The organism is Pseudomonas sp. 43(2021) (assembly GCF_017490805.1).
Taxonomy (GTDB): Bacteria; Pseudomonadota; Gammaproteobacteria; order Pseudomonadales; family Pseudomonadaceae; genus Aquipseudomonas.
This window is the reverse complement of the sequence record NZ_JAFGYJ010000040.1, coordinates 13,293-35,508: the sequence shown is the minus strand read 5'-3', so window position 1 is coordinate 35,508 and position 22,216 is coordinate 13,293. Positions and strand designations below refer to the sequence as shown.

Sequence of the window (22,216 nt, the reverse complement as noted above, 5' to 3'; positions counted from 1 at the left end):
CCGTGGCACCCTCCTTGCAACCGTCCCCCGCTTAACCTTTTGTCAGCCTTAGGTTTTTTAAGGTTTATGGGCACATATTTACTAATTTCTCGTTATCCCCGCGCCCCGCATCATCGCTCCAACAAGAACGCGTCGCCCTTCGCCGGCACGCCCCCGGGCAGTTCCCGATGCCCTACCTTGCCTTGGAGTCAGTCATGACCAGTGCAGCCAATTCGGCACCCCTCATAGAAAAACACACGATCGGCTACGTGCCCCCGCAAGACCGCCATGGAAAGGTAAGGGATCTGTTCACACTGTGGTTCGGCGGCAACATCGCGCCGCTGCCCATCGTCACCGGCGCACTGGGTGTGCAGCTGTTCCACCTGAACCTGGTATGGGGCATCGTCGCCATCCTGGTCGGCCACCTGGTCGGTGGCGTACTGATGGCGCTGCACTCGGCCCAAGGCCCGCAGATGGGCATCCCGCAGATGATCCAGAGCCGCGCCCAGTTCGGCTCGCTTGGTGCACTGCTGGTGGTAGTGATTGCCGGGGTCATGTACATCGGCTTCTTCGCCTCCAACATCGTCCTCGCCGGCAAGTCGCTGCACGGTGTGGTCGATGCCGTACCGGTACCGGTGGGCATCGTCATCGGTGCGCTGGGCTCAGGCATCATCGGCATCATCGGCTACCGCTTCATCCACGTGCTCAACCGCATCGGCACCTGGGTGCTGGGTATCGGTATCGTGGTCGGCTTCGGCTACATCTTCAGCCACGTGCAGAGCGACGACTTCCTCACCCGCGGCGGGTTCAACCTGGCCGGCTGGCTGGCCACCGTGTCGCTGGCGGCGCTGTGGCAGATCGCCTTTGCGCCGTATGTGTCGGACTACTCGCGTTACCTGCCGGCGGACGTGAAGGTCAGCTCGACGTTCTGGACTACCTACCTGGGCTCGGCCCTGGGTTCGAGCCTGTCGTTCATCTTCGGCGCCGTGGCGGTGCTGGCGATCCCGGCCGGCATGGACACCATGGACGCCGTCAAGCTGGCCACCGGTACCCTCGGCCCGATCATGCTGGTGCTGTTCCTGCTCAGCGTAATCAGCCACAACGCCCTCAACCTGTATGGTGCGGTGCTGTCGATCATCACCCTGGTGCAAACCTTCGCCTACCGCTGGATCCCTACCGCCAAGAGCCGTGCCGTGCTGTCGCTGATCGTGCTGTCGGCCTGCTGCGTGGTGGCGGTGTTCGCCTCGGCGGACTTCATCGGCCACTTCGTCGACATGGTGCTGGTGCTGCTGGTGGTGCTGGTGCCGTGGACGGCGATCAACCTGATCGACTTCTATGCCATTCACAAGGGTGACTACGACATCCAGTCGATCTTCCAGGTCGATGGCGGCATCTACGGGCGTTACAACCCGCAGGCGCTGATCGCCTATGCAGTGGGCATCGTGGTGCAGATCCCGTTCATGAACACGCCGCTGTATGTCGGGCCGATTTCCGAGCATATCAACGGCGCTGACCTGTCGTGGCTGGTGGGGCTGGCGATCACTTCGCCGCTGTACTGGTGGCTGGCCAGCCGTGACAGTGCCTACCGTCGCCGGCAGATGAGTGCCAAGGTGGCCATGGGGCACTGATTCAACCTGTACCGGCCTCTTCGCGGGCTTGCCCGCTCCCACAGGAATGTCACCGGCCTCGAAAGCTGTGGTGTCCCTGTGGGAGCGGGCAAGCCCGCGAAGAGGCCGGTACAGGCAACACATCAATCAGAGGTTATAAGCCCGCTCATTGTGCTCCGCCAGGTCCAGCCCCTGCTCTTCCTCTTCCCGGCTGGCCCGCAGCCCCACGGTCAGCTTGATCGCCCCGAGAATTGCCCAGCTCACCACGAAGCAATACACGAAGGTGAACGCCACCCCCTTCAACTGCACCAGTGCCTGCCCGATCGGCGACGCGCCCTCCACATAGCCGCCCAACGCAGGCGCGGCAAATACCCCGGTCAGTATCGCGCCGACCATTCCGCCCACGCCATGCAGGCCGAACACGTCCAGGCTGTCGTCATAGCCCAGTGCCTGCTTCAACCGGGTCACGGCAAAGAAGCAGATGGCCCCGGTCAAAAGCCCGATCACCAGCGCGCCCAGCGGCCCGACAAATGCACAGGCCGGGGTAATCCCGACCAAACCTGCCAAAGCCCCTGAAGCCGCACCCAGGGCCGTCGGCCGACCATGCATCACCTTCTCGGTCAGCAACCAGCCGACAATCCCCGCACAAGCCGCCACCATGGTCGCCAGCATCACCACCCCCGCCGCCTGGTTGGCCGCCAGCCCCGAGCCGACGTTGAAGCCGAACCAGCCCACCCACAGCAACCCGGCGCCCACCAGGGTGAAGCCGAGGTTGTGCGGCGGCATGGCCACCTGCGGGTAGCCCTTGCGCTTGCCCAGCATCAACGCCGCAGCCAGGGCTGCCACGCCGGAGTTGATATGCACGGCGGTACCACCGGCAAAGTCCAGCACGCCCCAGTTGACCATCAACGCCCCCGGCCCGCCCCAGACCATATGTGCGATCGGCGCGTACACCAGCACGAACCAGGCGGCCATGAACAGCAACGAAGCACTGAACTTCATCCGTTCGGCGAAACCACCGGCAATCAGCGCCGGGGTGATGATGGCGAAGGTCAGCTGGAACACCGCGAACACCCCTTCCGGGATGGTACCGACCAGGCTGTCATGACCGATGTCCAGCATCAGCGCCTTGCCCAACCCGCCGATGAAACTGTTGAAGGTCAGCTGGCCCTCGACCATGCCGGTGGTGTCGACCACCAGGCTGTAGCCGAACAGCACCCAGAGGATGCCGATCACCCCGGCCACGGCGAACAGCTGGGTGAACACCGAAAGGAGGTTCTTGGCCCGCACCATGCCGCCGTAGAACAGCGCCAGGCCCGGGATGCACATCATCAGCACGAACATCGCGGCGCAGATCATCCAGGCGGTGTTGCCGGTGTCCAGGGTGGGCTCGGCGGCGTGGGCCCGGGAAGTCAGGGCTAACAACATTACAGCGAGGGTGAGTTGCTTCATGGAGTCACTCCTGTGTGAATGGTGGGGGTGCCCTGGGGCTGCTTTGCAGCCCATCGCGACACAAGGCCGCTCCCACAAGGGGTTGCGGTGGCTATATGTGGGAGCGGCCTTGTGTCGCGAAAGGGCCGCAAAGCGGCCCCCGACGGTCAACTCAATATTGCGCCTGCCCCGGCACCCATGCGGTCCCCGCCAATGGCACCCGCGCCATCGCCGCCGCCTCCACGGTCAACGCCACCAGGTCTTCCGGGTCCAGGTTGTGCAAGTGCGACTTGCCACACGCCCGTGCCATGGTCTGCGCCTCCAGCACCAGCACCCGCAGGTAGTTGGCCAACCGGCGCCCCGCCTCCTCCGGGTTCAGGCGCTTGGCCAGTTCCGGATCCTGGGTGGTGATGCCGGCCGGGTCGCGGCCGTTCTGCCAGTCGTCATAGAAGCCTGCCGCCGAGCCGATCTTCTTCAGTTCGGCATCCAGCCGCGGGTGGTTGTCACCCAGCGCGATCAACGCCGCAGTGCCAATGGCCACCGCATCAGCCCCCAGGGCCATGGCCTTGGCCACATCGGCACCATTGCGAATGCCGCCGGAGACGATCAACTGCACCTTGCGGTGCATGCCCATTTCCTGCAGCGCCTGCACTGCCTGCGGGATGGCCGACAGGATCGGGATGCCGACGTGCTCGATAAACACTTCCTGAGTCGCGGCGGTACCACCCTGCATGCCATCGAGCACGATCACATCGGCACCGGCCTTCACCGCCAGCTTGACGTCGTAATACGGGCGACTGGCGCCGATCTTCACGTAGATGGGCTTTTCCCAGTCGGTAATCTCGCGGATTTCGGCAATCTTGATCGCCAGGTCGTCCGGGCCGGTCCAGTCCGGGTGGCGGCAGGCGCTGCGCTGGTCGACGCCAATCGGCAAAGTACGCATGCCAGCCACGCGCTCGGTCACCTTCATGCCCAGCAACATGCCGCCACCGCCCGGTTTGGCACCTTGGCCGAGGACGATCTCGATGGCATCGGCCTTGCGCAGGTCGTCGGGGTTCATGCCGTAGCGCGACGGCAGGTACTGGTACACCAGGTGCTGTGACTGGCCGCGCTCTTCCGGGGTCATGCCACCGTCGCCAGTGGTGGTGCTGGTGCCGGCGATGGTCGCACCACGGCCCAGGGCTTCCTTGGCATTGGCCGACAACGCGCCGAAGCTCATGCCGGCGATGGTCACCGGGATTTTCAGGTGGATCGGCTTCTTGGCGAAGCGGGTGCCCAGCAGCACATCGGTGCCGCATTTCTCGCGGTAGCCTTCCAGCGGGTAGCGCGACACGCTGGCACCGAGCAGCAGCAGGTCGTCGAAGTGCGGCACGCGGCGCTTGGTGCCACCACCGCGAATGTCGTAGATGCCGGTTTCAGCGGCACGCTGGATTTCCTGGATGGTCAGGCGATCGAAGGTGGCCGACTCACGCAGTACCGGGGGGAATTGCTCGCTCATGGGAATGCTCCTGGATCAGTACGCGCTGGCGTTGTCGACTTTGAAGTTGTACAGCTGGCGAGCCGAGCCGTAGCGTTTGAAATCGGCGGCCTTGTGGTCCAGGCCGGCCTTGTTCAGCAGTTCCTGCAGCTCTTGCAAGTGCTCGGCGCGCATCTCTTTCTCGATGCAGTCCGAGCCCAGCGACTGCACCGAACCCTTGACGTAGATGCGCACCTCGTACAGCGAATCGCCCAGCGCATCGCCGGCATCGCCACACACCACCAAACGCCCGGCCTGGCCCATGAAGCAGCTCATGTGGCCGATGCTGCCGCCGACGACGATATCCACGCCCTTCATGGAAATACCGCAACGCGCGCCGGCGTCGCCCTCGATCACCAGCAGCCCGCCATGGGCGGTGGCGCCGGCGGCCTGGGAGGCGCTGCCCTTGACCCGCACCGAGCCGGACATCATGTTCTCGGCCACGCCGACACCGACGTTGCCATGCACGGTGACGCTGGCCTGCTGGTTCATGCCGGCGCAGTAATAGCCGGCGTGGCCTTCGATATCCACGGCCACGGCGGCGTTGATGCCCACGGCCAGGTTGTGCTTGCCGTCGGGGTGGGTCACCCGCCATTCGTGGTCCTGCACCTCACCGTGCAAGGACTGGTTGAGGACACGCACCGAGGTGCTGGAAAGGTCGATCGTCTTCATGGGGTTCTCCAGTGGTTCGGTGGCAGGTCAGGCGCTTTTGCGTTCCCAGACGTACAGGGTGGCCGGGGCCGGTTCCCAGACCTTGGCGTTTTCGATGCCCGGCAGGCTGGCCAGCGCCTGGTACTCCGAGGCCATGGCCACGTAGTCGTCGGTCTCGGCCAGCACGGCGGGCTTGCAGGCGATCGGGTCGCGGATCACGGCAAAGCCGTTGCGGGTGCCGATGGCGAAGGTGAAGAAGCCATCGAGGTCCTCCAGGGCGCCGTCCAGGGCCTGGGCCAGGCTGTCGCCCTGCTGCAGGCGCCAGGTCAGGTAGCCGGCAGCCACTTCGGTGTCGTTGTCGGTTTCGAAGCTGATGCCTTCGCGCTTGAGTTGCTGGCGCAGGCGGAAGTGGTTGGACAGTGAGCCGTTGTGCACCAGGCACAAGTCGGCACCGGTGGAGAACGGGTGGCTCCCTTCCATGGTCACGGCGCTTTCGGTGGCCATGCGGGTATGGCCGATGATGTGACTGCCCTTCATGCTGCCCAGGCCGAAGCGGCTGGAAATGTCTGCCGGCAGGCCCATGCCCTTGAGAATTTCGATGCTCTGCCCGGCGCTCATGATGCGTACCTCGGGCGCCTGCTCGGCCAATGCGGCGCGGACAGCGGCCTCATCGGAGTGCACCTTGAGCACGGCGGCGCTGGCGTTCTGGAACCAGTCCAGCGAACAGCCCAGGCGGCCCTCCAGCCGGCCCATCAAGGTGGTCCAGGGATAGTTGATGTCGGTGGCCTGCAGGGTCAGCTTGATCCAGCCGTCAGCCACTTCATCGCCGTAGATGGCAAAACCGGCGCTGTCCGGACCACGATCGGTCATGGCCTTGAGCATGGGGTCGAAGAGTTTGCCGAGCTGGGCTTCCAGCTCGGGCTTTTTCAGGTACAGACCTACGATTCCACACATGGTGATGCTCCTTACTAGGCAGTGGGCGACCGCTTTCGTGCTGGCCGCCCAAGGGATTGGGGGGCGGTCAGAAGAATTCGGTGTAACGCTGGATTTCCCAGTCGGAGACGTGGCGGCAATACTCCACCCACTCCATGCGCTTTAACTTGATGAACTCGTCGACGATTTCGGCGCCCAGCACCTCGCGGAACAGCGGGTCGGCCTCCAGGGCGTCGGCCGCTTCCTTTAGCGACTGTGGCAAGGTCTTGATGCCGCGTGCGGCGATCTCTTCCAGGCTGAGGTTGTAAAGGTTTTCGTTGCACATCTCGCCCGGCTCCAGCTGTCGGTCGATGCCATCGAGGCCGGCAGCGATGATCGCGGCGGTGACCAGGTACGGGTTGCAGCCGGCATCCGGCAGGCGGAATTCCAGGCGGCCATAGGGGATGCGCACCATCGCCGAGCGATTGTTGGCGCCGTAGGCGACAAACGCCGGGGCCCAGGTCGCGCCGGACAGCGAACGGCCGACCACCAGGCGCTTGTACGAGTTGACCGTGGGCGCGGCGAAGGCGCACAGCGCCGGGCCATGGGCCAGCAGGCCTGCGGCAAAGTGGTAGGCCAGCTTCGACAGGCCCATGCCGCTGCTGTCGGACGGGTCATGGAACAGGTTCTTGTTGGTGCTGCTGGCAAGCGACAGGTGGAAGTGCATGCCATTGCCGGCGCGCTTGGGGTCGGGCTTGGGCATGAACGAGCAGATCATGCCCAGGTCGTTGGCAATCTCGCCGGCGGCCATGCGGAAGAAGGTGAAGCGGTCGGCCGACTCCAAGGCGTCGCTGTAGGTGTAGTTGATCTCGAACTGGCCGTTGGCGTCCTCATGGTCGATCTGGTAGATGTCGAAGCCCACCGGCTGCAGCGCCTCGGTCAGGCGCTCGAGGAACAGCCGCGAGCGCGACAGGCCCTTGTAGTCGTAGCACGGCTTGTCGAGGTTGTCGGAGGCGTCCACCAGTTGCAGCTTGCCATCCTCGTCGCGGCGGAACAGGCTGAACTCGGGCTCCAGCCCGGTGTTCAGGGTCCAGCCCTTGTCGGCCAGGCGCTGCACCTGCTGCTGCAACACGTAGCGGCTGTCGTAGGGCCAGGGCTGGCCGTTTACGTGGCCTACACACACCACACGGCCGTAGCCCGGCTGCCACGGGACCGGAATCAAGGTGGAAAGGTCGCCGCGGGCCATGAAGTCCGGGCCGTGCGGTTCCATGCCCATGCCGCAGATGGCGAACCCGGCAAAGCCGGCGCCCTCCTCGGCCACCATCTTCAGGCCCGATACCGGCACCGATTTGGTCTTCGCCGAGCCATGGATATCGACGAACTGTGCCAGCACGTACTTGATGCCGTGCTGATCGAGGGTGCGCTGGGTTTCTGCTGGCAACATGGGTTGAACACTCCTGGGCAAGGGGCAATGATTCCGCATGAGAAACTTACTTTCCTCACAGGAATGCAATGCGCTTGCCAACTTTGTTCAGGGTGCAACCTTGCGGTGTCTGAGCGGGCCTCTTCGCGGGCATGCCCGCTCCCACAGAGTTCGCCGCAAAGCCCTGTGGAAGCGGGCTTGCCCGCGAAGAGGCCGATACAGGCAGCACAAAACCCAGGCAGATTTTCATGCTCCATTTATGGGAAACTTGTTTTCACCCGAGGAAAGAAGCTGCCAATGCAGTTGCCTTTCGCACTTTCTCAGTGCGAAAAATTTATTCTTGAACTGAAACCTTGCAGGACATTCGATGCCAACCGAAACCGAACCGCGCCTTCGCCTGGAGCAGTACCTGGGTCTGCAGATCAAGCGTCAACGCCAGGCCCAGTCCCTCAAACTCGCCGATGTCGCACGCATCGCCGGCATCAGCCAAGGCATGCTGAGCAAGATCGAGAACGCCCAGGTTTCCACCAGCCTCGACACTCTCAGCCGCTTGTGCGACGTGCTGGGCATGCCGATGGCCAAGCTGTTCAGCCAATATGACCAGCCCGACGGCAATGCCTTGCTGGTGAAAGCCGGTGAAGGGCTGGAGGTAGTGCGCCGCGGTACCGAGAAAGGCCACACCTACCATCTGCTCAATCACGCCAGGGGGCCGAAGAAAAACTTCGAGGCCTACATGGTGACCATGGACGACGCCAGTGAAGAGTTCCCGACCTTCGCCCACCCCGGCACCGAGTTCCTCCACTTGCTGGAGGGCGAACTGGTGTACCGCCACGGCAACCAGCTTTATCACATGCAGGCCGGCGACAGCCTGACCTTCGACGGCGAGACCCCGCACGGCCCCGAGCAACTGGTGCAGGTACCCATCCGCCTGTTGTCGATCATGAACTACGGCGACGAGTGACGCGGCGCAGCAAGGTAACAACCGGTGTCGCGATCAGACAAGCACACGTCGCCCGCGATCGGCTTCCGAGCTGTGCCTACAAAAGTAATGCACACATCGACCAGCCCCGCTCCGTGGGCTGATCGGTGCGGTATTGGCGAGTAAAACAGCCTCGTTTCACAATTCCTACGCTGTAGCGTCTTTTTTGCACCGGGCAGTTCGTCCGGGCTCATTCGGAAGCGTGCGGTTGGCTATTTCGACTTGGACGCGCTGTCCGACATCGAGGTCGCTGCAGTAGGCGACTCGATGTTCATTTGAGGTTTCTTGCAAAGCCTATAAAACAGATGGTGGCCATGGTCACCCTCCACTTCCTCGCAACAAAGTACGCGGCGCCACCCCAAACGCCTTCCTAAACGCGTGACTAAAATGCGAAAAATCCGAAAACCCGAACTCCAACGCCGCCTGCGAAACACTCCTAACATGCCCACACTCAATCGCCACGCGGCTAGCATTCAGCCGCTCCTTCCAAATCTCCGCAACCGGCGACTTCTGATGCCGCGCAAACGCCCGGGTCACCGTGCGCGTTGACACATGGTGCGCCAGCGCAATCGTTTCGATCGACAGCTCCGGCTCGGTTAAATGCCGCTGAATGTAGTTCATGATCCGCTCATACAAATCCAGCTCTTTATGAGTGGTATTAAGGTCCTGCAGCTCCAGGCTGAGCACCAGCAAATCAATGATGGTGTTGGAGTAGCGTCGGGAAATCCCTTCGTCCTGCAAGAGCGCGACTGAACTGGCCGCCTGGCCAATCATCTGCCGCAGCGGGATCACACCGGGGCGTGCTTCATCCAGCACCAGCGCGGTGAAGTCGCCGATGCGGGGCAGGCGCTGAGCAAGCAGCGGGCGAGGGATGCGGATCAGGTGGTTTTCGGTACCACCGAGGCTGAAGCGGAACGGTTTGGTTGCGTCGTAAAGAAACAAATTACCCGCCGTGAGGCTGGCTTTGCGGGTGTGTTGTTCGATTTCTCCATGGCCGTCGAGGGTGAATCCAAGCCAGATATCTTCGGCGGGGTCGCGGCGCAAATGGTGCTCGGAGCGCACCCAGTGATGCAGCGGCGAGGACAGGGTGGTGATGTCAAGGGGGCCAATTCCGTTGACCTGCAGCGCACCTTCGAAATCGCCCTGCGACGAGGGTTTGCTGTCTGCCGATAGGCAATGATGGCAGACCACTTCCCGCCAGTAATCAAAGCGGCGAGCGGGCGGAACGACAAGAGTGGAATATTGGTTGGTCTCAGCCATGATGGCACTCACCTTGATTCAACAAAGGGAGAAAACGGGGCACTGTTACCGCGGGTGATATAGGCAAAAAACACGCCATTGGTCTGGGTTGGCGCAAAGGAATCCACTGCGTGATTGTGTCAGCGCGTACCTGTTAACAGCATCAACTACCCCTCCCCATTTCAGGGCAAAAGACCTGATTTCCGTGGTGCACCGCACCATTGCGGTTCGTACTCGGGTGAGTGTTTTGGCCCTGTCTTTTCCAACCAAACAGTTGTCCTTGCGAACAAAGCGGGGCTAGTCGGTCCTGCCTAACTTGACCCTTGCGGCAATTCAGCGACCCATGCCGGCGAGGTGACCCATGCAATTCACACAACAACAGCAAGTGGCCGATGAGTTCAGGTGGCTGCATATGCGTGACCTGGCGCCCGAAGAATTCCTGTCGTGGCTGCTTGAGTGGGGGGCCTGCGCCATGCGAGCCCGGCTGGCGAGTGCTGCCCTTGATACTGAGCGTGTGCCTGAACCAAAAATAACAAGGAGCCTGTGATGGAATCTGCAATCGACAAACACCTCAAGTGCCCGCGGACGTTATCGCGCCGAGTGCCTGACGATTACCAGCCGCCCTTCCCTATGTGGGTTGGCCGCGCTGATGAGCATTTGACTCAGGTGGTGATGGCTTACCTGGGCGTGCAATACAAAGGTGATAGCCAGCGCGAACTGGCCTTACAGGCGATGCGCGACATCGCTGCCAGCTTCAGTCTGGCCAACGGCCCGCTGACCTACGACCTGACTCACCACACCGACAGCAGTGGCTACGATAACCTGATGATCGTCGGCTATTGGAAGGACGCTGGCGCCTATTGCCGCTGGTTGCGCTCGGCCGAGGTGGATGGCTGGTGGAATTCACCGCAGCGCTTGAATGATGGCCTGGGTTATTACCGCGAGATCTCCGCTCCGCGGGCGGAGCAGTTCGAGACGTTGTATGCGTTTCAAAACGACTTGCCCGGCGTTGGCGCGGTCATGGACAACACCAGTGGCGAAATCGAGGAGCACGGTTACTGGGGCTCGATGCGCGACCGTTTCCCGATGTCGCAAACCGACTGGATGAACCCCAATGGCGAGCTGAGAGTAGTGTCTGGCGACCCAGCCAAGGGTGGTCGAGTAGTAGTGATCGGCCATGACAACATCGCCTTGATTCGCTCGGGGCAGGACTGGGCAGCGGCGGAGGCGGCGGAGCGCTCGTTGTACCTGGATGAGATCTTGCCGACTTTGCAGGACGGCATGGACTTCTTGCGCGACAACGGCCAACCGTTGGGCTGTTACAGCAATCGCTTTGTACGCAATATCGATGCGGACGGTAACTTCCTGGACATGAGTTACAACATCGGCCACTGGCGTTCGCTGGAAAAACTCGAGCGCTGGGCCGAATCCCATCCGACCCATTTACGCATCTTCGTCACCTTCTTTCGAGTGGCTGCGGGGCTTGAGAAGTTGCGGCTCTACCACGAGGTGTCGGTGTCGGATGCGAGCACCCAGGTGTTCGAATACATCAACTGCCACCCGCACACCGGCATGTTGCGTGACGCGCAAGTAAGCGCTAACTAACAACGAACTCCACGTTTAGCCCTGCACCTGTCGTTATTACGACAGCGGGCTCTTTTTGCCCGCGTTTTGACCCAAGATAAGGACTTAGTCCATGAAACAGCTCCGTTACCTGATGCTTGCAGCGGCCGCGCCGTGCCTGTCTGCGCAAGCAGTTGAAGTTTCGCCAGGGGATTATGAAGTGCTGCCGGCGGGTAAAACCATCGGTGTGGTCTATTACCAGCATTCCACCACCGACAGCGCCTACGCCCAAGGCCACAAGGCCAGCTCGGACTTCAACCTGACCTCTAACGTCGGCATCTTGCGTTTGCTGCACGTCTATGAATTGACCGACCGTCTCACCATCGAGCCGCAGTTTCTGCTGCCGTTCGGCCATGTTTCCAGCGGCGGTGACGCCTCGGTTCTGGGCAGCACCAGCGGCATCGGTGACCTCATCCTGACCGCGCCGCTCAAGTACCGCCTCAATGAGGCGAACGACACGATCAGCGCTACGGCTTACCTCATCGCGCCAACGGGTAACTACGACCGCAAAGACGCGCTCAATCTGGGCGAAAACCGCTGGAAGGTCGACCTGCAGGCCGCTTACATCAAGCACTTCGACGATAAATGGGCGATCGATGTAGTCGGTGATGCAATCTGGTACGGCGACAACGACGACTTCACCGTCAACTCGGTACGCCGTGAGCAGGATGTGTCATACGCCGCGCAGCTAATGGGGCGCTACATCATCGACTCGGGCACGTCCCTAGCCGTTGGTTTAGGCCACACCTGGGGTGGAGAAACTCAAGTGGACGGCACCTCCCAGGACGACCGTAGCAAAACCACCAACTTCCGCGTTACCGCCACCAAGTTCTTTACCGCTCAGGACCAGTTGCAGATGCAACTGGGGCGTGACCTCGCGGTAGAAAACGGTCCGAAAGAAAACTTCCGCCTGAACCTCAGGTACGTCCGGGTCTTTTAACCGTCTGCCCACCCTCAGCTGAAATGGAGCACGCACAAATGGCTGACCAACACGCATCCACCGAACAACAACCTTCGCTGTACACCCGCCTGGGCGGCTACGACGCTATCTACCAGTTCGCCGGCGCGGTATTGCGCAAGACCATGGCCCATCCGGCAATTGGTCATATCTGGGCACATATGTCCGAGTCGACCTTCCAGAAAGAGCACATCAACTTTGTCGACTTCCTCTCCCAGCACTGGGGTGGCAGCGCCAAGTACCGTGGCCGCGACATGGTCACTGCCCACCGAGGCATGGGCCTGACCGAGGTGCACTGGCAAGCCACGCTTGATTGCCTGGAGGAGTGTTACAACGACTACAACTTGGCGCCGGAGCTGCGTCAGGAGGTCAACGATTTTCTAATCAAGTTCAAGCCAGCGGTGATCGGCAGCCCGTCCTACCGCGACGTGGTGCTGGCCAACCCTGAGATGGACCCGGCCAAGGGCATGAAGAGCGTGGGCGTGGTCTGGCCTGCCCGCAGCGAAGCGGCAGCACAGGCCGCCGTGCCCAAGCTGGAACCGTAACCCCTCGCCCCCCAGCTGACGCTCAGCACCTGGCGTAAGGCAGTCCTTCTCAACCAAGCGACTGTCCTGCTCAACCAAGTGCCGCCCGCGCGCTGGCGCTAGCTTAGTAGCAGGCCCAGCCGCAGCGAGCCTCTCGAACAGCCAATTTGCCGGGCCCTGCGCCCTAGCATCGGAAACAGGACACACCATGGCCATCACCCGCCCGACGCTCGAACAACTGCAGGTACTCGCCGACCGCTTGCATCTGCAACTGACAACCGAGCAAGCCAGCGAATACTTGGCGCTTATGCAGCCCAGCCTCGACGCCTACGACCTGGTCGACGAGCTACCAGACTTCACCCCGCTGGTGCGCTACGAGCGCACTGCCGGTTATCGCCCGTCCAGCCGAGAAAACCCACTGAACGCCTGGTATTACCGCACCGAAGTGACGGGTGCCAGCTCAGGCAAGCTGTTCGGCAAAACGCTCGCATTGAAAGACAACATCTCGCTGGCCGGCGTACCGATGATGAACGGCGCCGCGCCTCTGGAAGGTTTCATACCGGCGTTCGATGCCACGGTGGTCACCCGCTTGCTCGACGCTGGGGTGACCATTCTCGGCAAGGCCACCTGCGAGCACTACTGCCTATCCGGCGCCAGCCACACCTCGGACCCGGCGCCCGTGCACAACCCACTGCGTCCAGGCTTCAGTAGTGGTGGTTCGTCGTCGGGCAGCGCGGCGCTGGTGGCGGCCGGCGAAGTTGACCTGGCGGTGGGCGGCGACCAAGGCGGCTCGGCGCGTATTCCTGCAGCATGGTGCGGCATCTACGGCCTGAAGCCGACCTTCGGGCTGGTGCCGTATACCGGGGTGATGGCGGTCGAGGCGACGTTTGATCATGTCGGCCCGATGACCAACAACGTGCGCGACAACGCGCTGATGCTTGAAGTGATGGCCGGCACCGACGGCCTCGATCCACGTCAGGGGGCGCCCGAAGTTGATGCCTACAGCCACTACCTTGATCGCGGTGTGCGCGGCCTGCGGATCGGCATTCTCCAGCAAGGGTTCCAGCTAGCCAACCTGGACCCACGGGTTGCCACATCGGTGCGCAGCGCGATCGCTCGGTTCGAAGCGTTGGGCGCGGTGGTCGAGGAAGTCTCGGTTCCCGAACACACCCTGGCCGGCATGCTGTGGGGCCCGATTGGCTGCGAAGGTCTAACCATGCAGATGATGCATGGCAACGGCGCAGGCTTTAACTGGAAAGGCCTATACGATGTCGGCTTGCTCGACAAACAGGTCGGCTGGCGCACCCAGGCCGACGCCCTCTCGCCTTCGCTCAAGCTGTGCATGCTGGTCGGCCAGTTTGGCCTAGACCACTACCACGGCCGTTATTACGCCAAAGCGCAGAACATCGCGCGCTTTGCCCGCGCCGGCTACGACAGGGCACTGGAGCGCTTCGACCTGTTGGTGATGCCGACCGTGCCGATCACCGCCCAGCCGCTGCCGGCGGCGGATTGCTCTATCACCGAAAACGTCTCGCGGGCATTGGAAATGCTCGGCAACACCGCCGCCCAGGACATCACCGGCCACCCGGCCATGACTGTCCCCTGCGGCCTGGTCGACGGTTTGCCCGTTGGGCTGATGCTGGTCGGCAAGCATTACGCAGAGGGAACAATCTACCAGGCAGCAGCGGCATTCGAAGGCGCGGTGGACTGGCGCACGCTATAGCGCAGACAACCGGCGCTGCGCCTCGACAACCAAACAACTAGAACAGCAACAACCTTCGACAACCGTGTTGAACGAGAGGAGTAATCCCATGACGGTAACTTCAACCCCTGGCGAGAGGGCGCGGGCACTGTATGCAGTGCTCAAGAGCAAAGACCTCATCCCTGAAGGCTACATTGAGCAACTCACCCAGCTGATGGAGCACGGCTGGAGCCCAGATAACGGCGCGCGCATCGTCGCTAAGGCCTGGGTCGATCCGGCCTTCCGCGAGCTGCTGCTCAAAGACGGCACCGCCGCCTGCGCCCAGTTTGGTTTCACCGGGCCGCAGGGTGAATACATCGTCGCCCTGGAAGATACACCGCAGCTGAAGAACGTGATCGTCTGCAGCCTGTGCTCCTGCACCAACTGGCCGGTGCTGGGCCTGCCGCCCGAGTGGTACAAGGGCTTCGAGTTCCGCGCTCGACTGGTTCGGGAGGGTCGCACGGTATTGCGGGAGTTGGGCACCGAGTTGCCGGAAGACGTGGTGATCAAGGTCTGGGACACCACCGCTGAAAGTCGTTACCTGGTGCTGCCGCAGCGGCCGGCAGGCTCGGAGCACATGAGCGAAGAGCAGCTACGCCAACTGGTCACCAAAGACGTGCTGATCGGTGTCGCCCTGCCGCGTGTTGGCTGAGTAGACCGCCCCCCTTAACCTTCCGGAGTGTTCAATATGGATGGCTTTCACGATCTTGGCGGTTTCCAGGGCTTTGGCAAAGTGCCCCACCGCATCAACAGCCTGAGCTACAAACAAGTGTTCAAGCAGGACTGGGAGCACCTGGCCTACAGCCTGATGTTCATTGGCGCCGACCACATGAACAAGTTCAGCGTCGACGAAATCCGTCACGCAGTGGAGCGCATCGATGTGCGCCAGCATGTCGGCACTGAGTACTACGAACGCTACGTCATCGCGACCGCCACACTGCTAGTCGAGACCGGCGTCATCACCCAAGCCGAACTGGATGAAGCACTCGGCTCGCACTTCAAGCTGGCCAACCCTGCCCATGCCCAAGGCCGTAAGGCGATCACCGGGCGCGCGCCGTTTGAAGTCGGCGATCGGGTCATCGTGCGAGATGAATACGTCGCCGGACATGTGCGCATGCCCGCCTATGTACGTGGCAAGCAAGGCGTGGTGCTGCACCGCACTACGGCGCAGTGGCCGTTCCCGGATGCAATCGGCCACGGCGACCGCAGCGCTGCGCATCAACCGACCTACCACGTCGAGTTCCGCGTGCAAGACCTGTGGGGCGATGCCGCCGACGACGGCCTGGTGGTGGTTGACCTGTTCGAAAGCTACCTTGATAAGGTCGACAGCCCGTGAGCGGTGAGCGCATGGCTGCCGGCGCCGCGGCAGGCCGACTTCCGGTAACGGTCCTTTCCGGCTTCCTCGGCGCAGGCAAGACCACCCTGCTCAACCATATCCTGCGCAATCGCCAGGGTTTGAAAGTGGCGGTGATCGTGAACGACATGAGCGAGGTCAATATCGATGTCGCCGAGGTTCAGCGTGATGTAACGCTGCACCGCGGCCAGGACGAGTTGATCGAGATGAGCAACGGCTGCATCTGCTGCACCCTGCGCGCCGACCTGCTCGAGCAGATCAGCGCGCTCGCGCGCCAGCAGCGCTTCGATTATCTACTGATCGAATCCACCGGCATCTCCGAACCGATGCCGGTCGCCGAGACCTTTGCCTTTCTCGACACCGAGGGCTTCAGCCTCAGCGAACTGGCGCGGCTGGATACCTTGGTCACGGTGGTCGATGCCAGCCAGTTCCAAGCTCTGCTCGACTCACCCGAAACCGTCGAGCGTGCCGACAGCGCTGCGGATATGCCGCGGCGCCCGCTAGCTGATCTGCTGGTCGAGCAAGTCGAGTATGCCAACGTGATTCTGGTCAACAAGCGCGACCTGATCGACGAAACGCAATACCAGACACTGCGGGCGGTGCTGGCCGGGCTCAATCCAGGCGCGCAGATCCTGCCGATGGTCGCTGGTAATGTTGAACTGTCGAGAATCCTCGGCACGCAGCTGTTCGATTTGCCCAGCCTAGCCGCCGCGCCCGGCTGGATGAAGCAAATGGACGCCGGCAACGCTCCGACTGCCGAGTCGGACACCTACGGCGTGACCTCGTGGGCTTACCGCGAGCGTGCCCCTTTTCACCCGCAACGCCTGCTCGAATTTCTTTCCCGCCCCTGGGGCAATGGCCGTCTGCTGCGCAGCAAAGGTTACTTCTGGCTCGCCAGTCGCCACCGTGAAATCGGCCTGCTGGTGCACAGCGGCAAGCAGTTTCAGTGGGACTACGTTGGCCACTGGTGGAATTTCATAGACCCGGCGCAGTGGCCACAGGACAAGTACCGCTTGCAGGGCATCATGGCCAAGTGGGACAGCATCGTCGGCGATTGCCGGCAAGAGCTGGTGTTCATTGGACAGGACTTGGACACCGCAACGTTACAACGCGAACTCGACCATTGCCTGCTGAGCGCAGACGAAATCACCATGGGTCCGTCGGCTTGGCCAACGCTCCCATGGGCAAATGTCTTTGACAGACTCGCCTTGTCGGCCAGCCAGATGCAGCCCCTCCCGGCTGCCGCCGCTATCCCGTTGGAGATGTAGCATGCTTTTTTTTAATCGCACCAGCCGCTGGGTATTGGCCCCACTCGCCGACCGCCTCGACCAGCCCGATCAGCCGAGCGCGCCGTTGTCGTCGCGCAACCCGTTACTGCGGCGCATCCTCACAGGCGTCGAGCAACTGCTCCAAGAGCGGCGCACGCTCAAGGAGCAGGCGCGCGAACTTGCCTCTCAGGTGAGCCAGCTAGAACAGCGCCTGGCTGACCGCGACGAGTGGGTGCGGCAACTGGATGTACGCTGGGTACTGGCCACCCAAGGTGCCGATGAGCTGTTCTGGCAACTGCAGCCATCCGCCGCTGCCACACCCGCGCCGGAGTGCGTGATGGAGTGGACAGGCTCGGCTTCGATCCACGCGCCGCACCTGCCCCGGCTGGGCCAGTGGAACGAACGGTTGCATCCGGCTGATCGCAACGCCCATATGCAAGCCCTGGCCCGGCATCTCGCCGACCGCAGCGGACGCACGCCGTTTGCACTGGACGTACGCATGAAACTCACAGCCGACGGTGACTACCGCTGGTGCAGGGTCAGCGGCAGTTCGCTACGCGATGCAAACGGCGTTGCAATCGCCACAGCGGGCACCCTGCGGGACATCCATGAACAACAGCTGCATATTCAGGAGCTGGAACTGGCCGCCGAACGTTTCGACATTTCCCGCGAGATGCTCCATGACGGCCTGTGGGATATCGAGGTCGTGGCTGGCGACCCGGCCAACCCGAGCAACACCATCTGGTGGTCATCGCAGATGCGCAGGCTGCTCGGTTGCACCACCGTCGAAGAATTCCCCAACACCCTGGAAAGCTGGACCTCACGCCTGCACCCCGACGACAGCGCCCGCGCAATCTCGGCGTTTGTCGCCCATGTCGACGATCGCAGCGGCAACACCCCCTTCGATGTCGAGTACCGACTCCGGCACCAAAGCGGCGCCTACCGCTGGTTCCGCGGCCGCGGGCAAACCCGCCGTGGCCAGGATGGCGCGCCGTTGCGGGTCGTCGGGGCTATAACCGATATCCATGCCCGGCATGAAGAAAGCACCATCCGCGAGGCGCAGGCGCAACAACACCAGGTGATGCAGGAGACCCTTGGCAAACTGACACACATCGTCGCCACCATCCAGGGCATCGCCAGCCAGACCAATCTCTTGGCCTTGAACGCCGCCATCGAAGCGGCGCGTGCGGGCGAAGCCGGGCGCGGTTTTGCGGTGGTGGCGGACGAGGTGCGCAAGCTTGCAACCCGTACAAGCCAGGCAACCCAGCAAGCGGCGCAGATGATCGACAGCTAACCCGTGCCAGCGCAGGGTTGACGATTCAAAACAATTCCAATCAGGTACGTTACCCCACCTCTTGCGGGCCAACACACAACTCGAGAAACCGCGCCGCCGCCCGCGACGGGGTAGCGGCATGCGGCACCAGAATGGAAAACCGCCGCACCAACGCCTGCGGCACAACCTGCAAGCGTTGCAACGCCCCATCTTCATGCCGGATCGACATCGCCGACACAAATCCGATCCCCATCCCGGCCCGCACCGCCTCCTTCACCCCTTCCACCCCGGCAATCTCCAGCGCCACGCGCATCGCCACACCACTGCGGGCAAATGCCCGCTCGACGATCTGCCGCACACCCGAGCCGCTCTCGCGCAGCACCAACGGGTAGGCCCCCAGCGATGCCAGCGTCTGCTGGTCACTGCTCGCCAGCGGATGACCACGCGGCACGATGGCCACGATCTCGTCTTCCCGCCACGCTGTCACCGCCGTGCCCAATGGCAGTTCCTGCCCAGGCGGCCCTTCGATCAGGGCGATATCGACGCTGTCCAGCGCAGCGACGATTTCCGCCGTATTGCCGTTGGAAGTGCTCACCAGCACCTCCGGGTAGCGGGCATGGAAATCGGCAATCAGGTAGGGCAGCAGGTAACTGGCCGGCGTGGTACTGGCGCCGATGCGCAAGGTACCGCGTTCCAGCCCGCGCATGGCCTCGCGCAATGCCTGGGCCTGGCGGAAGGTTTCGCGCAGGCGCTCGGCATGGGCCAGCAACTGCTCGCCGGCTGCTGTCAGCCGTACACCACGACCGGCGCGCTGATAGAGGGGCTCGCCAAAGGCCTCCTGCAGCAGCTTGAGCTGGCCAGACACCGCTGGCTGCGACAGGTGCAGGGCCTGGGCCGCATGGCTGATGTTGCCGTGCTCGGCGACGGTGGCGAACGTTATCAGTTGTTCTGGGGTCATAATTGAAAAGTATCAGCTATACGGATATTTGCCATCCTAAATTACGATTTTTTATAAGCTTATAACCAGATTAACGTAGGTCATGTCGAAATACCTTTCCGGAGGACTCACATGGCCACGGTTCCGTCCAACCCCGCCTTTGCACCTACCCTCTCCACCCGAGGGCGGCTCAATGGCATTCTGTTCGTCGCGCTTTTCGCGCTTGCGGTCACCCAGCTGGCCGCCCTGCCCGCCATCGCCAACCTGGGCATCAGCCCGCTGATCGTCGGTATCGTCGCCGGTGCGCTGTACGGCAATGCGCTGCGTGACGGCGTACCGGCGAGCTGGGCAGCGGGCATCAACTTTTCCGCTCGCGGCCTGCTGCGCATTGCCGTGGCCTTCTTCGGCCTACGGGTAAGCCTGCAGGAAATTGCCGAAGTCGGCTGGTCCGGGCTCATCGTGTCGCTACTGGTGGTGTCCAGCACCCTGCTGATCGGCCTGTGGTGCGGCATGAGGCTGTTCAAGCTGGACCGCGATACCGCCCTTCTGACCGCGGCCGGCAGCGCCATCTGCGGCGCCGCTGCGGTACTGGCCTTCGAATCGGCCCTGCGCAGTGCCCCGCACAAAAGCGCCATGGCGGTTGGTAGCGTGGTGCTGTTCGGCACCCTGTCGATGTTCCTCTACCCATTGGCGATCAATGCCGGCTGGCTGCACCTGGACACCATGGGCGCCGGGCTGTTCCTCGGCGGCACCATTCACGAGGTGGCCCAGGTGGTCGGTGCGGCCAGCAACGTCAGCCCCGAGGCCACGCATATCGCCACCATCGTCAAGATGACCCGGGTGATGTTGCTGGTACCGGTACTCCTGGTGGTGGGCCTCTGGATCAGCCGCGCACGCCAGCCGGGCCAGGCACAGGGCAACGGGCGCATCGCCATGCCCTGGTTCGCCTTCGGCTTCCTCGCGCTGGTGCTGGTGAATTCGCTGCAAGTGCTGCCGGGTAGCGTGACGCAGGCGGTCAACAGCCTGGATACCTTTGCCCTGACCATGGCCATGACCGCGCTGGGAATGGAGACGCGCTTCAGCCAGATTCGCCAGGCCGGGCCACGGGCGCTGGCGACCGGAGCGATTCTCAACCTTTGGCTGGTGTTTGGCGGCGTGGCAATTACCCTTGGCGTGCAGAGGCTGTTGGGCTGACTTGAGACCGTGCTGGCTTCTTCGCGGGCTTGCCCGCTCCCACAGGTACAGCGCAAACCTTGAGCGCTGCGCGGTCCCTGTGGGAGCGGGCAAGCCCGCGAAGAAGCCAACCGGGTCTCAAGCTTTTTCCACTCCCCCCTCGTTGCCGCCCGCATTTCTCGGTATGGTGTTGTCAAAGAAGGATGTTTTACCCGCACAGGAAAGACTTAGATGCCTCAACGCCATGTCATCAATGCATCCGTCAGCCCCAAAGGCAGCCTGGAGACGCTGTCACAACGTGAAGTGCAGCAACTGAGTGAAGTCGGTACCGGTAGCCTTTATACCCTGTTCCGCCAGTGCGCCCTGGCCATCCTCAACACCGGCGCCCATGTCGATAATGCCAAGACCATCCTCGAGGCCTATCAGGACTTCGAGGTGCGTATTCATCAACAGGACCGCGGCGTGCGCCTGGAGCTGCTGAATGCCCCGGCCGACGCCTTCGTCGATGGCGAAATGATCGCCAGTACCCGTGAAATGCTGTTCAGCGCCCTGCGCGACATCGTCTACACCGAAAGCGAGCTGGCCAGCCAGCGCATCGACCTGGAAAGCTCCCAGGGCATCACCGACTATGTCTTCCACCTGCTGCGCAACGCCCGCACCCTGCGCCCGGGCGTGGAGCCGAAGATGGTGGTGTGCTGGGGTGGCCATTCGATCAGCAGCGAGGAATACCAGTACACCAAGAAGGTCGGCCACGAGCTGGGCCTGCGCAAGCTGGACGTGTGCACCGGCTGCGGCCCGGGCGTGATGAAGGGCCCGATGAAGGGCGCCACCATTGCCCATGCCAAGCAGCGCATGCACGGCAGCCGCTACCTGGGCCTGACCGAGCCGGGCATCATCGCCGCCGAAGCGCCCAACCCGATCGTCAACGAACTGGTGATCCTGCCGGACATCGAGAAGCGCCTGGAGGCCTTCGTCCGTGTCGGCCACGGCATCATCATCTTCCCGGGGGGGGCCGGCACGGCCGAGGAGTTCCTCTACCTGCTGGGTATCCTCATGCACCCGGACAACCAGAACCTGCCGTTCCCGGTGATACTCACCGGCCCGCGCAGCGCCGAGCCGTACCTGCAACAGTTGCACGCCTTCGTGGGCGCCACCCTGGGTGAAGCGGCGCACCGCCTGTACGAGATCATCATCGACGACCCGGCGGAAGTCGCCCGACACATGGTCGAAGGGCTCAAGGCGGTGAAGCAGTTCCGCCGCGAGCGCAACGATGCCTTCCACTTCAACTGGCTACTGAAGATCGAGGAGAGCTTCCAGCGCCCGTTCGACCCGACCCACCAGGCCATGGCCGACCTGGACCTGCGCCGCGAATTGCCGGCCCACGAACTGGCCGCCAACCTGCGCCGGGCGTTTTCCGGCATCGTCGCCGGCAACGTGAAGGACAAGGGCATCCGCCTGATCGAGGAACACGGGCCGTATCAGATCCGCGGCGACAGCGCCGTGCTGGACCCACTGGGTCGGCTGTTGCAGGCGTTCGTTGACCAGCATCGGATGAAGTTGCCTGGTGGCGCGGCGTATGTACCGTGCTACCAGGTGGTGACCTGATTCGCCATTGTTGCTGTTGCTTC

Annotated in this window: 19 protein-coding genes; 12 read left to right on the top strand and 7 right to left on the bottom strand. The window is 62.6% G+C overall.

Features of this window, described 5'->3' with window-relative positions:
• Positions 1-194: 194 nt before the first annotated feature.
• A complete protein-coding gene (locus tag J5M71_RS24595) occupies positions 195-1,607 on the top strand; it encodes a cytosine permease (RefSeq protein ID WP_063913672.1) in 1,413 nt (470 codons plus the stop codon).
• A gap of 126 nt (positions 1,608-1,733) precedes the next feature.
• Here the strand turns inward: J5M71_RS24595 and J5M71_RS24590 are convergent, their stop codons facing one another.
• The 5 genes from J5M71_RS24590 to glnT all read right to left on the bottom strand — a co-directional run bounded on the left by J5M71_RS24590 (position 1,734) and on the right by glnT (position 7,540).
• Positions 1,734-3,038 (bottom strand): ammonium transporter, encoded by a 1,305-nt coding sequence (locus tag J5M71_RS24590; RefSeq protein ID WP_207837954.1) that lies wholly within the window; start codon positions 3,036-3,038, stop codon positions 1,734-1,736.
• Positions 3,039-3,189: 151 nt separating this feature from the next.
• On the bottom strand, positions 3,190-4,515 hold the full coding sequence (locus J5M71_RS24585) for an FMN-binding glutamate synthase family protein (protein WP_207837953.1): 1,326 nt from the start codon (positions 4,513-4,515) through the stop codon (positions 3,190-3,192).
• Positions 4,516-4,530: 15 nt separating this feature from the next.
• The gene (locus J5M71_RS24580) at positions 4,531-5,205 is read right to left on the bottom strand and encodes a protein glxC (protein WP_102689157.1); all 675 of its coding nucleotides are present in this window, start codon (positions 5,203-5,205) and stop codon (positions 4,531-4,533) included.
• Between the two features lie 27 nt (positions 5,206-5,232).
• Positions 5,233-6,138: a glutamine amidotransferase family protein gene (locus J5M71_RS24575; RefSeq protein WP_207837952.1), complete on the bottom strand. Its 906-nt coding sequence runs from the start codon at positions 6,136-6,138 to the stop codon at positions 5,233-5,235.
• Between the two features lie 67 nt (positions 6,139-6,205).
• Positions 6,206-7,540 carry a type III glutamate--ammonia ligase gene (gene glnT / locus J5M71_RS24570; protein ID WP_207837950.1) on the bottom strand — a complete coding sequence of 445 codons (1,335 nt, stop codon included), beginning with the start codon at positions 7,538-7,540 and terminating at the stop codon, positions 6,206-6,208.
• 346 nt (positions 7,541-7,886) lie between these two features.
• On the opposite strand from glnT, the gene J5M71_RS24565 reads away from it, so the two are divergent.
• Positions 7,887-8,480 (top strand): cupin domain-containing protein, encoded by a 594-nt coding sequence (locus tag J5M71_RS24565; protein WP_025338781.1) that lies wholly within the window; start codon positions 7,887-7,889, stop codon positions 8,478-8,480.
• A gap of 336 nt (positions 8,481-8,816) precedes the next feature.
• Here the strand turns inward: J5M71_RS24565 and J5M71_RS24560 are convergent, their stop codons facing one another.
• The gene (locus J5M71_RS24560; protein ID WP_207837948.1) at positions 8,817-9,758 is read right to left on the bottom strand and encodes a helix-turn-helix domain-containing protein; all 942 of its coding nucleotides are present in this window, start codon (positions 9,756-9,758) and stop codon (positions 8,817-8,819) included.
• A gap of 525 nt (positions 9,759-10,283) precedes the next feature.
• On the opposite strand from J5M71_RS24560, the gene J5M71_RS24555 reads away from it, so the two are divergent.
• The 8 genes from J5M71_RS24555 to J5M71_RS29590 all read left to right on the top strand — a co-directional run bounded on the left by J5M71_RS24555 (position 10,284) and on the right by J5M71_RS29590 (position 18,499).
• Positions 10,284-11,342 (top strand): phenylacetaldoxime dehydratase family protein, encoded by a 1,059-nt coding sequence (locus J5M71_RS24555; RefSeq protein WP_207837946.1) that lies wholly within the window; start codon positions 10,284-10,286, stop codon positions 11,340-11,342.
• A 91-nt stretch (positions 11,343-11,433) separates the two neighbouring features.
• Entirely contained in the window at positions 11,434-12,300 is an 867-nt protein-coding gene (locus J5M71_RS24550) for a transporter (RefSeq protein ID WP_207837944.1), read from the top strand.
• Between the two features lie 38 nt (positions 12,301-12,338).
• Positions 12,339-12,863, top strand: a complete 525-nt coding sequence (locus J5M71_RS24545) for a group 1 truncated hemoglobin (RefSeq protein WP_207837942.1) — start codon at positions 12,339-12,341, stop codon at positions 12,861-12,863.
• A gap of 187 nt (positions 12,864-13,050) precedes the next feature.
• The gene (locus J5M71_RS24540) at positions 13,051-14,565 is read left to right on the top strand and encodes an amidase (RefSeq protein ID WP_207837940.1); all 1,515 of its coding nucleotides are present in this window, start codon (positions 13,051-13,053) and stop codon (positions 14,563-14,565) included.
• A gap of 88 nt (positions 14,566-14,653) precedes the next feature.
• Positions 14,654-15,235, top strand: coding sequence for a nitrile hydratase subunit alpha (gene nthA, locus J5M71_RS24535; protein WP_207837938.1), 582 nt, complete (start codon positions 14,654-14,656; stop codon positions 15,233-15,235).
• Between the two features lie 36 nt (positions 15,236-15,271).
• A complete protein-coding gene (gene nthB, locus J5M71_RS24530; protein WP_207837936.1) occupies positions 15,272-15,919 on the top strand; it encodes a nitrile hydratase subunit beta in 648 nt (215 codons plus the stop codon).
• Between the two features lie 11 nt (positions 15,920-15,930).
• Positions 15,931-17,205: a GTP-binding protein gene (locus J5M71_RS24525; RefSeq protein ID WP_207837934.1), complete on the top strand. Its 1,275-nt coding sequence runs from the start codon at positions 15,931-15,933 to the stop codon at positions 17,203-17,205.
• Position 17,206: 1 nt separating this feature from the next.
• Positions 17,207-18,499, top strand: coding sequence for a PAS domain-containing protein (locus tag J5M71_RS29590; RefSeq protein WP_207837932.1), 1,293 nt, complete (start codon positions 17,207-17,209; stop codon positions 18,497-18,499).
• Positions 18,500-18,548: 49 nt separating this feature from the next.
• Here the strand turns inward: J5M71_RS29590 and J5M71_RS24515 are convergent, their stop codons facing one another.
• On the bottom strand, positions 18,549-19,436 hold the full coding sequence (locus tag J5M71_RS24515; protein WP_207837929.1) for a LysR family transcriptional regulator: 888 nt from the start codon (positions 19,434-19,436) through the stop codon (positions 18,549-18,551).
• Positions 19,437-19,547: 111 nt separating this feature from the next.
• Here J5M71_RS24515 and J5M71_RS24510 point away from each other — a divergent pair, with 111 nt between their 5' ends.
• On the top strand, positions 19,548-20,609 hold the full coding sequence (locus J5M71_RS24510) for a YeiH family protein (RefSeq protein ID WP_207837926.1): 1,062 nt from the start codon (positions 19,548-19,550) through the stop codon (positions 20,607-20,609).
• A 210-nt stretch (positions 20,610-20,819) separates the two neighbouring features.
• Positions 20,820-22,193 carry a nucleotide 5'-monophosphate nucleosidase PpnN gene (gene ppnN, locus J5M71_RS24505; RefSeq protein WP_207837924.1) on the top strand — a complete coding sequence of 458 codons (1,374 nt, stop codon included), beginning with the start codon at positions 20,820-20,822 and terminating at the stop codon, positions 22,191-22,193.
• The last annotated feature ends 23 nt before the right edge of the window (positions 22,194-22,216 follow it).

What these genes read in the sequence shown, in the direction of transcription:
- J5M71_RS24595 (WP_063913672.1), top strand. Translation starts at nt 195, where the DNA reads ATGACCAGTGCAGCCAATTCGGCACCCCTCATAGAAAAACACACGATC.
- J5M71_RS24590 (WP_207837954.1), bottom strand. Translation starts at nt 3,038, where the DNA reads ATGAAGCAACTCACCCTCGCTGTAATGTTGTTAGCCCTGACTTCCCGG.
- J5M71_RS24585 (WP_207837953.1), bottom strand. Translation starts at nt 4,515, where the DNA reads ATGAGCGAGCAATTCCCCCCGGTACTGCGTGAGTCGGCCACCTTCGAT.
- J5M71_RS24580 (WP_102689157.1), bottom strand. Translation starts at nt 5,205, where the DNA reads ATGAAGACGATCGACCTTTCCAGCACCTCGGTGCGTGTCCTCAACCAG.
- J5M71_RS24575 (WP_207837952.1), bottom strand. Translation starts at nt 6,138, where the DNA reads ATGTGTGGAATCGTAGGTCTGTACCTGAAAAAGCCCGAGCTGGAAGCC.
- glnT (WP_207837950.1), bottom strand. Translation starts at nt 7,540, where the DNA reads ATGTTGCCAGCAGAAACCCAGCGCACCCTCGATCAGCACGGCATCAAG.
- J5M71_RS24565 (WP_025338781.1), top strand. Translation starts at nt 7,887, where the DNA reads ATGCCAACCGAAACCGAACCGCGCCTTCGCCTGGAGCAGTACCTGGGT.
- J5M71_RS24560 (WP_207837948.1), bottom strand. Translation starts at nt 9,758, where the DNA reads ATGGCTGAGACCAACCAATATTCCACTCTTGTCGTTCCGCCCGCTCGC.
- J5M71_RS24555 (WP_207837946.1), top strand. Translation starts at nt 10,284, where the DNA reads ATGGAATCTGCAATCGACAAACACCTCAAGTGCCCGCGGACGTTATCG.
- J5M71_RS24550 (WP_207837944.1), top strand. Translation starts at nt 11,434, where the DNA reads ATGAAACAGCTCCGTTACCTGATGCTTGCAGCGGCCGCGCCGTGCCTG.
- J5M71_RS24545 (WP_207837942.1), top strand. Translation starts at nt 12,339, where the DNA reads ATGGCTGACCAACACGCATCCACCGAACAACAACCTTCGCTGTACACC.
- J5M71_RS24540 (WP_207837940.1), top strand. Translation starts at nt 13,051, where the DNA reads ATGGCCATCACCCGCCCGACGCTCGAACAACTGCAGGTACTCGCCGAC.
- nthA (WP_207837938.1), top strand. Translation starts at nt 14,654, where the DNA reads ATGACGGTAACTTCAACCCCTGGCGAGAGGGCGCGGGCACTGTATGCA.
- nthB (WP_207837936.1), top strand. Translation starts at nt 15,272, where the DNA reads ATGGATGGCTTTCACGATCTTGGCGGTTTCCAGGGCTTTGGCAAAGTG.
- J5M71_RS24525 (WP_207837934.1), top strand. Translation starts at nt 15,931, where the DNA reads ATGGCTGCCGGCGCCGCGGCAGGCCGACTTCCGGTAACGGTCCTTTCC.
- J5M71_RS29590 (WP_207837932.1), top strand. Translation starts at nt 17,207, where the DNA reads ATGCTTTTTTTTAATCGCACCAGCCGCTGGGTATTGGCCCCACTCGCC.
- J5M71_RS24515 (WP_207837929.1), bottom strand. Translation starts at nt 19,436, where the DNA reads ATGACCCCAGAACAACTGATAACGTTCGCCACCGTCGCCGAGCACGGC.
- J5M71_RS24510 (WP_207837926.1), top strand. Translation starts at nt 19,548, where the DNA reads ATGGCCACGGTTCCGTCCAACCCCGCCTTTGCACCTACCCTCTCCACC.
- ppnN (WP_207837924.1), top strand. Translation starts at nt 20,820, where the DNA reads ATGCCTCAACGCCATGTCATCAATGCATCCGTCAGCCCCAAAGGCAGC.